Consider the following 13,910-nt stretch of genomic DNA (forward strand, 5'->3'; position numbering starts at 1 on the left):
CTGTCGGGGTCAGGACGACGTGGGTCTCACGCGTCGGGTGCGGTGGAGGACGTGCTGGCCACGCGGCGGCGGACGGCGAACCATCCGGCGACGAGCGCGGCGGCGATCAGCGGCAGACAGAGCACAGTGGTGCGTCCGGCGCCGCCGTCGGCGTACATGAGGACCAGGACGGAGGCGAGGAAGGCCAGCGTCACGAGTTCGGTCCAGGGAGAGCCCGGCAACCGGTAGCTGGGGCGGGTCAGTTCGCCCTTTTCGGTCTTCTTCCAGAAGAGGAAGTGGCAGAGCATGATCATGCCCCAGGTGGAGAGGATGCCGATCGCCGCGAAGTTGAGGACGATCTCGAACGCGTCCGCCGGGACCACGAAGTTGAGGCCGACGCCGAGGACGCAGATGCCGCTGGTGAGCAGGATGCCGCCGTAGGGGACCTGGCTGCGGCTCATGACCGAGGTGAACTTGGGGGCGGAGCCGGACATGGCCATGGAACGGAGGATGCGGCCGGTGGAGTACAGGCCGGAGTTGAGCGAGGACATGGCCGCGGTGAGGACGACGAGGTTCATGACACCGCCGGCCGCCGGGATACCGATGTTCGACAGCACGGTCACGAAGGGACTCTGGCCCGCGCTGTACTTGTTCCACGGCAGCAGCATCGACAGCAGGACGACCGAGCCGACGTAGAAGAGGCCGACGCGCCACATGATCGAGTTGATCGCCTTCGGCATGATCTTCTCGGGGTTCTCGGTCTCTCCGGCGGCGACGCCGACCAGTTCGACGGAGGCGTAGGCGAAGACGACGCCCTGGATGATCAGGAGCATGGGCAGCAGGCCGTTGGGGAAGATGCCGCCGTTGTCGGTGATCAGGGACGGGCCGGGGGTGGTGCCGTCGACCTGGTGCTGGGTGACCAGCAGGAAGATGCCGATGAGCATGAAGACGACGAGCGCGCTGACCTTGATGATCGCGAACCAGAACTCCAGCTCGCCGAACATCCTCACCGAGATCAGGTTGACCGTGAGGACCACGGCGAGCGCGATCAGGGCGATCACCCACTGGGGGATGTCGGAGAACATGCTCCAGTAGTGGGTGTAGACGGCCACGGCGGTGATGTCGGCGATGCCGGTGGTGGCCCAGTTCAGGAAGTACATCCAGCCCGCTATGTATGCGCCTTTCTCGCCCAGGAATTCGCGGGCGTACGACACGAAGGCGCCGGACGAGGGCCGGTACAGGACGAGTTCGCCCAGGGCGCGTACGACGAGGAAGGCGAAGAGGCCGCAGACCGCGTACGCGATGAACAGGGAGGGGCCGGCGTCGGCGAGGCGGCCGCCGGCGCCGAGGAAGAGGCCGGTGCCTATCGCGCCGCCGATGGCGATCATGTTGACGTGCCGGGACTTCAGGGACTTGCTGTAGCCCGCGTCGCCGGCGTCTACATGGCCGGATCGTTTCTGCACGCTGTCGTGCAGGGACTGCTCGCTCACGCCTCGGGTCCGCCTTCCTTGGGGGTGTTCGTGCGCGCGGGGCGCACGATGTCGGTGAGGGTCGTCTCGACCCGGTCGAGGTGGTGGGACATGGCCTCGACGGCGTCCGGCTCGCTGCCGTCGATCAGCGCCTCGACGATCGCCCGGTGCTCGCGGTTGGACTGCTCGCGCCGGCCGCCGAGTTCGTTGAGGAACGCGGACTGCCGGGCCAGCGCGTCGCGGATCTCCTCGATGACCCGGCGGAACACCGGGTTCTGAGCGGCCTCCGCCACCGTGAGGTGGAAGAGGGTGTCCATCGCGACCCACGCGGTGGTGTCGGTCTCCCGTTCCATGCGGTCCAGGAGGTGGGCCAGGTGGTCCAGGTTCTCCGGGGTGCGGCGCAGCGCCGCGTACCCGGCCACCGGGATCTCGACATGGCGGCGCACTTCCAGCAGGTCGCTGGCCGCGTAGTCGCCGAAGGTGGGGTCCTCCACGGCGTTGGCCACCACGAAGGTGCCCTTGCCGGTCTTGGAGACGGTCAGTCCCATGGTCTGGAGGGCACGAAGGGCCTCGCGGAGCACGGGCCTGCTGATCTCCAGGGTGCGGCAGAGCTCCGCCTCGGAGGGGAGCTTGTCGCCGATGGCGTAGTCGCCGCGCTCGATGGCGCCGCGGAGGTGGACAAGCACCGCTTCCATGGCGCTGACGCGCCGCGGCCCGACTCCACCTGTCTGGCTGTCTGACAGGTTCACGGACGTGATCCTGCGGGTGGCGGGACAGTGCTGTCAAGCGATCGGAAAAGAAAGACTCAGCGGGCGCGAAGCCTGAAAATCCGGCTTCACGCCCGCTGTGATGATCGTCCGCACGGTGCCAGTGACCGTCAGCTGTTGAGCACACCCGTGCCGAGCAGCCCGAACAGCAGCAGGCCGATGATGATCCGGTAGATCACGAACGCGTTGAAGGAGTGCTTCGCGACGAACTTCAGCAGCCAGGCGATGGAGGCGTAGGCGACCACGAAGGACACGATCGTGCCGACGGCCAGCGGAGCGGCGCCCACGCCCGCACCCAGCGCGTCCTTCAGCTCGTAGATGCCGGCGCCGGTCAGCGCGGGGATGCCGAGGAAGAAGGAGAGCCGGGTCGCGGCGACGCGGTCCAGGTCGAGGATCAGACCGGTGGACATGGTGGCGCCGGAGCGCGAGAAACCGGGGAAGAGCAGCGCGAGGATCTGCGAACTGCCCACCAGCATCGCGTCCTTGAAGGTGGTGTCGTCCTCACCGCGCTTGTGCCGACCCATCTGGTCGGCCACCCACATGACACCACTGCCGACGATCAGCGAGGCGGCCACCACCCACAGCGAGCCGAGCGGCCCGTCGATGAGCGGCTTCGCGGCCAGGCCCACGATCACGATCGGGATCGTCGCGTAGATCACCCACCAGGCGAACTTGTAGTCGTGGTGATAGCGCTCCTCACGATTGCGCAGGCCACGGCCCCACGCGGTCACGATCCGCACGATGTCCTTGAAGAAGTACACGAGGACGGCGGCGATGGCGCCGACCTGGATGACTGCCGAGAACCCGACGACGGAGTCGTCGTCGACGGGGATGTTCATCAGCCCCTCGACGATCTTCAGATGGCCGGTCGAGGAGACCGGAAGGAACTCGGTCACCCCCTCGACGACTCCGAGGACGGCGGCCTGACCGACGCTGATGACGCTCATGAGATCCAGTTCTTGGGAGTTGGTCGACAGTGCTGTAGACAATAGCGCCGGGAACGGTCCTGCCCAGACACGGGAGCTGCCCGAACCCTTACGTCCACAGGGCCTGCGCGATCGACACCCCGACAAATGCCGCACCGAGGCCTGCCGTCACGCTGCCGACGACGTTGGCGGCAGCGTAGAGCCCCGCCCCTGTCTCGGTCAGCCGCAGTGTCTCGTACGAGAAGGTCGAGTACGTCGTCAGGGCCCCGCAAAGCCCTGTCCCGATGACGAGTTGGAGATGCGAGCCCGCCGCACCGGCGGACACCGCACCGGTCAGCACGCCGAGGATCAGACAGCCGGAGACGTTCACGGCGAAGGTGCCCCAGGGGAACACGGAGTCGTGCCGGGTCTGCACCGCGCGGTCGGTGAGATAGCGGAGCGGAGCACCGACCATGGCTCCCGCGACGACCAGCACCCAGTTCACAACGACCTCTTACCTTTCCGGCCCGAATCACCGGAGTCGTCCGCGCGGCCCACGTACCGGATGACCTCGCACTCGTCGAGGATCACCAGCCCCTCGCCGACGAGTTCGTCGAGCTCCGGCAGGAACGCCCGTACGCGCTCCTCGGTGTCCACGATCACGATCGCCACCGGCAGGTCCTCGCTCAGCGACAGCAGCCTTGTGGTGTGGATCAGGGAGGAGGCGCCGAAGCCCTCGATGCCCCGGAAGACGCTGGCGCCGGCAAGACCGGCCGCGTGCGCGCGGTGCACGATCTCCGTGTAGAGGGGCTTGTGGTGCCAGGTGTCGTTCTCGCCGATGAAGACGGTCACGCGCAGGGCGCCGCCGGTCAGCCTGGTCATCGTTGCCTCCGCTTCAGGACACGACGGACCGTCGTCGCCCCGAGCCACACGGCCGCGAGCGCCGCGATCAGGGTCGCGGCGAGATAGGCCAGCGCGGTGCGGGGATGGCCCGCGTCCACCAGTTTCTGGATGTCGACGGCGTACGTCGAGAAGGTGGTGAAGCCGCCGAGCACACCGGTGCCGAAGAACGGCCGCACCAGCCTGTGGGCGGCCCACACATCGGTGACGACCACCATGAACACGCCTATCACGGCGCACCCGACGACGTTGATCCCGAAGGTCGTCCACGGGAAACCGCCGCCCTGCGCGGGCCACCGGAGCGAGGCCGCGTACCGGGCCACGGCCCCGATCGCGCCGCCGAGCGCGACCACCGCGACGACGGGGCCCTGACCACGCCAGACGGACGGGCGCGGCGCCTGGGACCGGGCGCGGAGACTCTCGGCTTCGGGGGCTGACATGGCCGTACGTCTCCTACTCGTCGGGGGCCCTGAGGGCACACGCCACTACAAGTAGGGACCGTTGGCGGCACCTCTGCCGCGGTTCGGGTACGGCGGGCCCCACCGCCGCGCCGCGAGAGGTGATCGCGGCCGGGCATCAGGGTAACGCCGGGGGCCTGCCGGGGTCACTTCGGGACGGGCGGCTCGCACAGCGCGATCCCGCGCTCCCACACGCTGCCCAGCACCAGGTGCCCGGCGGCCTCGCACACGCTGGTGGCCATCCGGTACGACGAGCCGCGCGCGGCGAGGTGATGGACGACGGCTCCGTCGTCGTCGAATGCCATGGCTCCGATCGTGCCGGTGGGCCGGAAGGGCATGTGCACGGCGACACGGGCCGCGGCCTGCCGTACGGCGGGTGAGGCCTGGTGGAGGAGTTCGAGCGGCGCGACGCGCGGGCCGGCCAGCGCCACCCAGATCGGCCCGTCCGGGCCGCCGCGCCAGAGGTTGTCGGGCATTCCTGGGAGGTCGTCGACGAAGCACTCGCCGCGGCCCGCCTTCGGTCCGGTGAGCCAGTAACGGGTCAGACGGCGGGCGCCGGTTTCCGCAACGACCAGGAACGACTCGTCGGCGCTCGAGGCGAGCCCGTTGGCGAACTGAAGTCCGTCCAGGAGGACTTCGGGACTGTCGGCGCCGGGTGCGAGGCGCAACAGCCGTCCCGTGCCGGTGTGTTCGACGATGTCGCCGATCCACTGATCGATCGAGTAGCGGAGGCTGAAGACAGTGAAGTACACGCTGCCGTCCGACAGCGCGACCACGTTGCTGCCGCCCCGCAGCGGCTCCCCCGCCACCGAGTCGGCGAGGACGCGTACGGTTCCGTCCGCCAAATCGACGCGCAGCAGCCCGCGTTCCGCGTCGCACACCAACAGGCCGTCGTCCGGGAGGAGTTCGAGGCCGAGCGGCCTGCCGCCGGTGTCGGCGAGGGTCTCCACCCGGACCGCCTCGGGGTCGGTCAGTCCGTCGAGGCGGAGGATGCGGCCGTCCTCGACGCCGGTCAGCACCCGGCCGCGGGCGTCGGCCACCACGTCCTCCGGGCCACGGCCGCCGATCGCGACGTAACGGCGGGCGAGCAGGGCCTGGGGTCGGTCCACGAAAGCCTCCACGGTTCGGTCCGGCGCGCGTACGCTTGCTGTTCTTCCCGGTCGTCGCGGCGCTCGGTCACGTTTGCCGAGCGTATTGCCGGTGACCCGGATCCCGCTGCCGGTCGGCGAGAAGGGGGCCCTCATGCCATGGACGGCCACCCACCGTGCGGGACGTCCCCGGTGAGACGGGTGCGCGAGCTGTGGCAGGGCCTGGGACTGGCCGAACTCAACCGGCGCGGGAGGGAGTTGGAGCTGCTGCACCGGGCGATGGGGTTCGCGACGCTGGCCCTGGTCACCCTCGCACCGCTGCTGATCGTGGTGGCCGCGGCCGATCCGATCGGGCACGGCGGGTTCGCGCTGTGGCTGGTGGACGGCATGGACCTGTCCGGCCGCTCGGCCCGCGCGCTCACCGACGTGTTCACCCCGCCCCGCAAGGTCATCGGCGCCACCAGCGCGTGGAGCGTGGCGCTGCTCGCGCTGTTCGGCCTGTCCTTCGCGTCGAGCGTGCAGAGCGGCTACGAGCACGTGTGGCGCCCGACCGACGCCCCGTGGCATCGCGTCTGGCGGCGCCAACTGATCTGGCTGGTCATGCTGATGGGCTATCTGTACGCGCAGGTGCAGACCCGCAACGTTTTGGAGGGCACGCCCCGCATCCTGCTCAGCATGGCGGCCGGCCTGCTGTTCTTCTGGTGGGGCCCGCACTTCCTGCTCAACCGCCAGATCCCGTGGCGCTATCTGCTCCCGGGCGCGCTCGCCACGATGGCGGGCCTGGTCGGCCTGCGCTGGTTCTCGTACCTGGTGTTCACCCCGCTCCTGGTCACCAACGCGGTCAGCTACGGCCCGGTCGGCACGGTCCTGGTGGTGGAGTCCTGGCTGGTCGGCGTGGGCTTCGTGCTCTACGGCGGCGCGCTGGTCGGCAGGCTGCTGTGCGAGCGGTTCGGGGACCCGGAGGCGGCGTTCCGCACGGAGCCGGAGACTCCGAAGGGTACGGACGCCGAGCAGGAGGAACCGCCGACGCGTTCCCGGCAGGACAAGGTGTGAGGTCCGCCGGGAGCCGAGGCGGGGCCGGGTCTACCAGCCCTTCTCGAACATCCGGGCCACCTCGGCGATACAGACCTCGTCGCGCCGGTAGTAGGTGCGCAGCCGGATCCGCCGCACCCGCAACAGGCCCATGCCCGCGAGGAGTTCGAGGTGGGTGTCGGCGACCTGGCGGGACACGCCCAGTTTGGCGGCCACGGCCTCCGAGGTGACACCGGTCTCGGGGACGAACCGATGCTCCGGGAAGTGGGCGGCCGGATCTCTCAGCCACTCCAGGATGTCCAACCGTCGCTGACCTGCCGGAGTCCTCAGCATCTCGTGACCCTCCGTCCTGCGCGCCGCTTGCCGCGTGCTCCCACTCTCCCGCAGCCCGGCCCGCCGCGTCCCGGACTCGGTGCCCCTTGTCCGGGACCGACCGTTCCTGTTCGGCACGGCCGTCGCCGCTGGGGCGTGGGGCAACGGGCGGGACCGCCGGGAACGAACTCCGGCTTCCGGAAACGGTGTTGGCCGAACTGCACCGTCGCAGCCGAACAAGAACGTACGCGCGCCGGACGAGGACGTCCCCCTCCACCCGCGGCTCGCGGCTCGCGCGGGCGGAGGGGAGTTCGGGCTCAGCCGTCGAGTCGTACGACCCGCACGGCTCCGGCGGGGACCGCGAGACCGCCCGCGGCGCGTTCGCCGGTCAGCAGCTCGGTGCCGTCGGTGCCGAGCGGCACCTTGACGTCCGAGGCGCTGTGGTTGATCGCGAAGAGGAAGCTGCCCAACTCCCCTTCCCGGCGTACGACTTCGACGTCGTACGGCAGGTCGGCGCGCGGGGTGATCCGGGCGTCCTCGGTCGCCCAGCCGAGCAGGGCGTCCAGGCCGTGGGCGTCGAGCCGGGTCGACACGTACCAGGCGGTGCCCTCGCCGAGGCGGTGCCGGGTGACGGCCGGGTGGTCGGCGGTGAGGCCCTCGGCGTACGTCCACACGGTCTCGGCGCCGTTCGGAACGACGAACTCGGTCCAGACGTCACCGGTGAGTTCCGAGCCGTCGGGTCCGGTGATCCGCACCTGTTGGCCCGCCAGGAGCGGCGAGAACTCCTCCACCGTCAGGCCGAGTACGTCCCGCAGCGCGCCGGGGTAGGCGCCCTCGTGGACGGCGTCGTGCTCGTCGACGATGCCGGAGAAGTAGGAGACGACGAGGGTGCCGCCGTTCTCGACGTACCGCTCCAGGTTGCGGCCGGCCGCCTCCGTCATCAGATACAGCGCCGGTACGACGACAAGGGGATAGGCCGACAAGTCGGCTTCCGGGTGCGCGAAGTCGACCGTGAGGTGGCGGTCGTAGAGGGCCTCGTAGAAGGCGTCGGCGCGCTCGCGAGCATCGTGGTCCTCGCTGGGGCGCCACTCCAGTTTCTGCGCCCACCACGACTGCCAGTCCCATACGACGGCCACGTCGGCCTGCGTGCGCGTGCCGCGTATCTGGCCCAACTCCTCGACGGACGCGCCGAGTTCGACGACCTCGCGCCAGACGCGGGTCTCCGTGCCGCCGTGCGGGAGCATCGCGGAGTGGAACTTCTCGGCGCCGCGCCGGGACTGCCGCCACTGGAAGAACATCGCGCCGTCCGAGCCGCGTGCCACGTGGGAAAGGGCGTTGCGGGCCATCTGGCCGGGGGCCTTGGCGGGGTTGCGGGGCTGCCAGTTGACGCCCGAGGTGGAGTGTTCGAGGAGCAGCCAGGGGGCGCCGCCCGCGACGGAGCGGGTGAGGTCTGCGGCCATCGCGAGGTTGACGTGGGTGCGGCGGCCGTCGGTGATCAGGTAGTGGTCGTTGGTGACGAGGTCGACCTCGCGGCCCCAGGCCCAGTAGTCGACGGACTCGCACTGGCTGAGGGCGGTCATGAAGTTGGTGGTGACCGGGATGCCGGGCGCGAGGCGGTGCAGGATGTCGCGTTCGGCGACGAAGTTCTCGCGCATCGTGGCGTCGGCGAACCGCGAATAGTCCAGCGCCTGGGCCGGGTTGACGGCGGTCGGGGTGAGCCGCGGCGGGTTGATCTGGTCGAGGTCTCCGTAGCGCTGGCCCCAAAAGGCGGTGCCCCAGGCCTCGTTGACGCCGTCGACGGTCTTGTACGTCTTGGTCAGCCAGCGGCGGAAGTGGGCGGCACAGGAGTCGCAGTAACAGGCGGAGACGGGGACGCCGTACTCGTTGAAGACGTGCCACATCGCGAGGGCGGGGTGGGCGCCGTAGCGCTGGGCGAGTTGGGTGGTGATGGTCGCGGCGGCGGCACGGTAGTCGGCGTTGCTGTGACAGATCGCGCCGCGTGAGCCGAACTCGTAACGGGTGCCGTCCGCGGTGACGGGCAGGGCCTCGGGGTGGGCGCGGTAGAACCAGGCGGGCGGGGCGACCGTGGGCGTGCCGAGGTCGGCGCGGATGCCGTGCTCGTGCAGGAGGTCGAGGAGGCGGTCGAGCCAGCCGAAGTCGTACACACCCTGCTCGGGTTCCAGCAGTGCCCAGGAGAAGATCCCGACGCTCACCATGGTGACGCCGGCCTCCCGCATCAGCCGGACGTCCTCCGGCCAGACGCTCTCCGGCCACTGCTCGGGGTTGTAGTCCCCACCGAAGGCGAGGCGGGTGAGGCCCCTGGGTGTGGTCTCCGGCATGGATCTCTCCCGTAGTCGATCATTTGGGAACGTGCACACAGCACGCCCTGGGGCGCGACCCCAACATAACCGCACGCCCGCGACCGCTGACAAGTGTCCTTGACGTTTCTCTGCTGTGAACGCTCCCATACCGGCGCTTCTGGCCCCGGGCCCGGGAGCCGTAGAGTCTTGACCATGACCAATACGGGGGGTCGGCGCAGACCACCGACGATCCATGACGTGGCGCGCGAGGCGGGCGTCTCGCGGGGCACGGTGTCGCGTGTCCTCAACGGCGGGCACTATGTGAGCCCGGCCGCGCAGGAGGCCGTCAACGCGGCCATCCGCAGGACGGGTTACGTCGTGAACCGGCACGCCCGGTCACTGATCACCGGGCGCTCGGACTCCGTTGGCTTCCTGCTGACGGAACCGCAGGAGAAGTTTTTCGAGGACCCGAACTTCAACATTCTGCTGCGCGGCTGCACGCAGGCACTGGCCGCGCACGACATCCCACTGCTGCTGATGCTGGCCGGCACCGAGGACGAGCGCCGGCGCATCACGCGGTACATCACCTCCGGGCACGTCGACGGGGTACTGCTGGTCTCCAGTCACTCCGGGAACCCGGTGGCGGAGGAGCTGAGCGAGGCGGGCGTGCCGCTGGTCGCGTGCGGCAAGCCGATCGGGCTCGGTTCCAAGATCAGCTATGTCGCCGCCGACGACCGGGAAGGCGCCCGTGACATGACCCGGCATCTGCTCTCCCTGGGCCGCCGCCGCATCGGCACGGTCACCGGGCCGCTGGACACCCCGGGCGGTGTCGAGCGCCTCGCCGGTTACAAGGAGGTGCTCGCCGAGGCGGGCATCGAGGTGGACGACCGTCTCGTCGTCTCCGGCGACTACAGCCGGCTCAGCGGCGAGAAGGGTGCCGAGCGGCTGCTCGCCCAAGTCCCGGACCTGGACGCGGTGTTCGTCGCCTCCGACCTGATGGCGCGGGGTGTGCTCACCACGTTGGAGCGGGCCGGGCGGCACGTACCGGAGGACGTGGCGGTCGGCGGTTTCGACGACTCGCCCGCCGCGCTCGCGTCCAGCCCCGAACTCACCACGATGCGGCAGCCGTTCGACCGGATCAGCGCGGAGATGGTGCGGGTGCTGCTGGCGCAGATCGGGGGCGAGGACACGGCGGCGGTGATACTGCCGACGGAGTTGGTGAAGCGGGAGTCGACGTGAACGGGCGGGCTCTCGGGGGGAGTTGAGGGGGCGATCCGCGGACGCGCCCCCTCCCCTCCTCGCGGTCAGGCGGTCGGGTTGAGGATCACGTCGGCCGTGTTGTTCGCGCTGTTCGGGTCGAAGACGGTGGGCTTGTCGGCGTGGGCATGGACGATGACGTGGCCGGTCGCGTCGGGAACGACCCGGTTGATGCGCAGCTGGAACGGGAAGCTGACGTCCGTGCCGGACTTGACCCAGATCGGCAGGGAGCAGGCGAAGTGGCCGATGGTCGAGTCGTCGCCCGGCGAATGGGCACCGCTGCAGTGTTCGGGCACGGTCGTGGCGGTGGTGCCCTCGGGGAGGTAGTAGTCGACCACGGCGACCGGGTCGCCGGAGCCGGCGTTGGCGACCCAGGCCGGGCCGTCGTTGGTGAATCGGATGGCGGTGGTGACGGTGTCGCCGGCCGCGCCGCTCACCTCGGTGCCGTGCGCGGCGAAGTCGGCGGTGTTGTCGGCCTCGATGCTCCAGGCGCGGCCGTTGTCCGAGCTGTCGAGGTCGGTGATGCCGTCGACGGGCTCGACGTCGTAGTCGAACCGGTCGAAGAGCGCGTGGTCGTTGACGGTGAGCCGCAGCGGCGCGGGCAGTTCCACGGTGGCGCCGGGTGCGATGTCGGTGTCGAAGGTGCAGGTCGCGTGCGTCATGGGCATGTATGTGCCGCCGGCGTCCGGCTCGGTGTAGGTGCACTGCGGGTAGCGGGTGACGACGTCGAGGCCGTACGTCGCGTACATCTGCACGGTGAAGCCGCGGGCGGTCTCGTTGCCGGTGTTGGTGACGGCGAACGGCACGGTGAGGTCGGTGCCGGGTGCGACGCCGGTCGTGTCCTGCGGGGCGGCGGTGCCGAGGTCCGGGCCGGAGCGGACGGTGACGGGGGTCTCGTAGCCCTCCGGAGCGGTGAGAGTGCCGTCGGGGCCGCCGGTGGCCTCGGCGGAGTACTCGATCGTGCCCCGCGCTCCCAGGGCGGCGCCGGCGACGGCCCGCACCTTGAGCTGCACCTCGGCGCTGTAGCCCGTGGGCACGTCCCCGGTGTCGCACACCGCGACGGTGCCCGCGCCGTTCGGCGTGCAGGTGTCGGGCCAGACCACCTCGGCGACCCCGGCGAGCCCGGAGATGTCGACGGTCAGGTGTCCGTCCGTCACCGTGAAGTTGTCGTTGTCGTGGTACAGGCCGAGCGCCAGCGTCCGGTACTGCGCAGTGCCGCCGTCCGGAGCGACGGTCACCGTCTGGTCGTACGGCGCCTGGATCCACAGTTGGTCGGTCTGCGGTTCGTCGTCGGCGAAGGCGGCCCCGCTTCCGAGACCGGAGAGGACCAGCGCCCCCACGGCCCCGGCACAAGCTCCGCGACGCAGTAGACGCCCTACGGAGACTGAACTCATGACATCCCCCAGTTGAGACAGCAGAGAGCCCGGCAAATGAGAAGCACCGGGCGGGAGTTGGACCCTCCTCCGGGGCGGATGGTTGTAGGGGGGACGCACGTGGCCCGCCGTGTCGGTACGCCGACAGCCGCCCACAGCGGCGGGAGGCCGCGCTTCCACTTCCGATGCCGAGTTCGACGGCGCCATCCGGTCAGGATTGAAGAAGCCCTCACCTCTCCCCCGCCCTAGCCTGAATTCACCGGCGAAATCCGCCGGACCACGCTTCTCGGAGGAGTTCGCCATGACCGAAGGACTGAACACGATCATCTACCCCGTCAAGGACCTCGACGCCGCGAAGGCCCTGTTCGGCGCGCTGCTGGGGGTCGAGCCGTACGCGGACGAGCCGTACTACGTCGGCTACAAGGCCGCCGGGCAGGACGTCGGTCTCGACCCGAACGGGCACGCCAAGGGCATGACCGGACCGGTGCCGTACTGGACCGTGGACGACATTCGGACACGGCTCGCGGCCATGGTGGAGGCGGGGGCCGAGCTGGTGCAGGACGTCCAGGACGTCGGCGGCGGCAAGCTCATCGCGTTCGTGAAGGACGCGGACGGGAACTTCGTCGGGCTCACGCAGAATCCGGCCGCCTGACGCCGATTCCGTACCGGCCGTCACACCCGGGCCCGCTACTTGCACACGCACTAGTTGCGCACTCAATAAATGACCGGATCAGTGTTACCGTGCGGGTATGGCAGTCAAGACGGCCGGCGCCCGGCAGCTGGAGGAACAGTGGCGGGACATTCTCTCCGTGCACGCGCGGACGATGTGCGAGATCGACCGCGTACTGCACCCGCACGGCCTGGGCGCGAGCGACTTCGAGGTGCTCGACATGCTCGCCTCCGAAGCGCCCGAAGAGGGCGACCACTGCCGGGTGCAGAACCTGGTCGGCCGGGTCCACCTCAGCCAGAGCGCCCTCTCCCGCCTCATCGGACGGCTGGAGAAGGACGGCCTCGTGGAACGCTCCGTGTGCGTCGAGGACCGACGCGGGGTGTGGGTCGCTCTGACACGCAAGGGCCGCGACCTGCACGCGGAGGTGCTCCCTCTCCAACGGGGCGTCCTGGTACGGATGTTGGACGACGACACCCAGGGCTGATCGCCTCCCCGACAGCTCAGCGCAGCAGATCCCGTACGGCCGCGAAGGCCGCCTCGACCGTCGCCGGGTCGGCGCCGGGGCGGGCGAGTGCGCTCATGGGGATCGGGGTGACGGAGGGCAGCCCGTCGTAGGGGGCCAGGCCGTCCGGAGACGTGCCGAACGCGGCGAGCAGCGCGACACCTTGTCCGGTGCGGGCGATGTCGAGGACCCCGGCGAGATAGCCGGCGTCGCCGACCACCGCCGCGGGGACGCCGTGCGCGGCGAGGGTCGAGATCGCGCGGCGGCGGATCGCGCACGGGTCCTCGATGGCGACCAGCGGGACGGGCGCGGGCGCGGCCGGTGGCTGCCAGCCGGGCGTGGCGTGCCAGGTGAGCGGGAGGCCGCCGACCGGTGTGCCCTCGGTGGCGGCGGCCTCGGTGACGTACACCGCGACGTCGACACTGCCGCGTTCCACCGCCTCGACGAGGCGGGCCGAGCGGTCGATGCGGAAGCGGACCCGGCAGCCGGGCCGCACCTCCTGGACGGCCGCGGTCAGCCGTGGCAGGAACTGGTCGGCCGCGTGTTCGGTGGAGCCGATGGTGACGGTGTCGCCGTCCACATCCAGCAGCGTGCGTACGGCCTCGTCGTGCACGGCGAGGATGCGGCGGGCCTGTTCCAGGAGCAGTCGCCCCTCGGGGGTGAACCGGGTGCCGCGCCCGTCCCGCTCGACGATCGGCCGGCCCAGCGTCTTCTCCAGCCTGCGCACATGCTGGCTGACCGCGGACTGGCTCAGGGCGAGGGCCCGGGCCGCCCGGTGGAAGCCGCCGCAGTCGGCGATCGCGGTCAGGCTGCGCAGGGCCACGATGTCGAGGACAGGTTGGGGCATGCCGGTGACGGTAGCCGTTCCACGTCTCGATCCGCATCGATCGCGATAACT

15 protein-coding genes are annotated in these 13,910 nt (G+C 70.1%); 4 read left to right on the forward strand and 11 right to left on the reverse strand.

All coding sequences use genetic code 11. The annotated features are described in order from the left end of the window. Positions 1-26 precede the first annotated feature (26 nt). The 7 genes from SPR02S_RS16100 to SPR02S_RS16130 form a co-directional block, all read right to left on the reverse strand. The gene (locus SPR02S_RS16100; RefSeq protein ID WP_019058008.1) at positions 27-1,469 is read right to left on the reverse strand and encodes an amino acid permease; all 1,443 of its coding nucleotides are present in this window, start codon (positions 1,467-1,469) and stop codon (positions 27-29) included. Further along, a complete protein-coding gene (locus SPR02S_RS16105; protein WP_019058009.1) occupies positions 1,466-2,143 on the reverse strand; it encodes a FadR/GntR family transcriptional regulator in 678 nt (225 codons plus the stop codon). Before SPR02S_RS16105 ends, SPR02S_RS16100 begins: the two co-directional genes overlap by 4 nt. Before the next feature lie 182 nt (positions 2,144-2,325). Next, entirely contained in the window at positions 2,326-3,162 is an 837-nt protein-coding gene (locus tag SPR02S_RS16110; protein ID WP_019058010.1) for an undecaprenyl-diphosphate phosphatase, read from the reverse strand. A gap of 88 nt (positions 3,163-3,250) precedes the next feature. Beyond that, the gene (gene crcB / locus SPR02S_RS16115) at positions 3,251-3,625 is read right to left on the reverse strand and encodes a fluoride efflux transporter CrcB (protein WP_019058011.1); all 375 of its coding nucleotides are present in this window, start codon (positions 3,623-3,625) and stop codon (positions 3,251-3,253) included. Continuing rightward, complete coding sequence (locus SPR02S_RS16120) at positions 3,622-4,002, reverse strand: DUF190 domain-containing protein (protein WP_019058012.1); 381 nt, start codon at positions 4,000-4,002, stop codon at positions 3,622-3,624. Before SPR02S_RS16120 ends, crcB (SPR02S_RS16115) begins: the two co-directional genes overlap by 4 nt. After that, entirely contained in the window at positions 3,999-4,460 is a 462-nt protein-coding gene (gene crcB, locus SPR02S_RS16125) for a fluoride efflux transporter CrcB (protein ID WP_019058013.1), read from the reverse strand. Before crcB (SPR02S_RS16125) ends, SPR02S_RS16120 begins: the two co-directional genes overlap by 4 nt. Positions 4,461-4,624: 164 nt before the next feature. Beyond that, positions 4,625-5,587 carry an SMP-30/gluconolactonase/LRE family protein gene (locus SPR02S_RS16130; protein WP_019058014.1) on the reverse strand — a complete coding sequence of 321 codons (963 nt, stop codon included), beginning with the start codon at positions 5,585-5,587 and terminating at the stop codon, positions 4,625-4,627. 138 nt (positions 5,588-5,725) lie between these two features. On the opposite strand from SPR02S_RS16130, the gene SPR02S_RS55785 reads away from it, so the two are divergent. Beyond that, positions 5,726-6,619 (forward strand): YhjD/YihY/BrkB family envelope integrity protein, encoded by an 894-nt coding sequence (locus SPR02S_RS55785; protein ID WP_245607566.1) that lies wholly within the window; start codon positions 5,726-5,728, stop codon positions 6,617-6,619. A 30-nt stretch (positions 6,620-6,649) separates the two neighbouring features. On the opposite strand, the gene SPR02S_RS16140 is transcribed toward SPR02S_RS55785, so the two are convergent. Continuing rightward, positions 6,650-6,931 (reverse strand): helix-turn-helix domain-containing protein, encoded by a 282-nt coding sequence (locus SPR02S_RS16140; protein ID WP_026150589.1) that lies wholly within the window; start codon positions 6,929-6,931, stop codon positions 6,650-6,652. Positions 6,932-7,227: 296 nt separating this feature from the next. Then, positions 7,228-9,249, reverse strand: coding sequence for a beta-galactosidase (locus SPR02S_RS16145; protein ID WP_019058017.1), 2,022 nt, complete (start codon positions 9,247-9,249; stop codon positions 7,228-7,230). A 168-nt stretch (positions 9,250-9,417) separates the two neighbouring features. Here SPR02S_RS16145 and SPR02S_RS16150 point away from each other — a divergent pair, with 168 nt between their 5' ends. Further along, positions 9,418-10,449 carry a LacI family DNA-binding transcriptional regulator gene (locus tag SPR02S_RS16150; protein WP_026150590.1) on the forward strand — a complete coding sequence of 344 codons (1,032 nt, stop codon included), beginning with the start codon at positions 9,418-9,420 and terminating at the stop codon, positions 10,447-10,449. 65 nt (positions 10,450-10,514) lie between these two features. Here SPR02S_RS16150 and SPR02S_RS16155 read toward each other — a convergent pair whose 3' ends face one another. Continuing rightward, complete coding sequence (locus SPR02S_RS16155; RefSeq protein ID WP_019058019.1) at positions 10,515-11,807, reverse strand: COG1361 family protein; 1,293 nt, start codon at positions 11,805-11,807, stop codon at positions 10,515-10,517. Positions 11,808-12,141: 334 nt separating this feature from the next. On the opposite strand from SPR02S_RS16155, the gene SPR02S_RS16160 reads away from it, so the two are divergent. Together SPR02S_RS16160 and SPR02S_RS16165 are read left to right on the forward strand one after the other, a co-directional pair. Next, positions 12,142-12,492, forward strand: coding sequence for a VOC family protein (locus tag SPR02S_RS16160; protein ID WP_019058020.1), 351 nt, complete (start codon positions 12,142-12,144; stop codon positions 12,490-12,492). Positions 12,493-12,589: 97 nt separating this feature from the next. Then, on the forward strand, positions 12,590-12,994 hold the full coding sequence (locus tag SPR02S_RS16165; RefSeq protein ID WP_019058021.1) for a MarR family winged helix-turn-helix transcriptional regulator: 405 nt from the start codon (positions 12,590-12,592) through the stop codon (positions 12,992-12,994). A 16-nt stretch (positions 12,995-13,010) separates the two neighbouring features. Here SPR02S_RS16165 and SPR02S_RS16170 read toward each other — a convergent pair whose 3' ends face one another. Next, positions 13,011-13,859, reverse strand: coding sequence for a LysR family transcriptional regulator (locus SPR02S_RS16170; RefSeq protein WP_019058022.1), 849 nt, complete (start codon positions 13,857-13,859; stop codon positions 13,011-13,013). Positions 13,860-13,910: the final 51 nt, after the last annotated feature.

Source organism: Streptomyces prunicolor NBRC 13075 (genome assembly GCF_000367365.1).
Taxonomy (GTDB): domain Bacteria; phylum Actinomycetota; class Actinomycetes; order Streptomycetales; family Streptomycetaceae; genus Streptomyces; species Streptomyces prunicolor.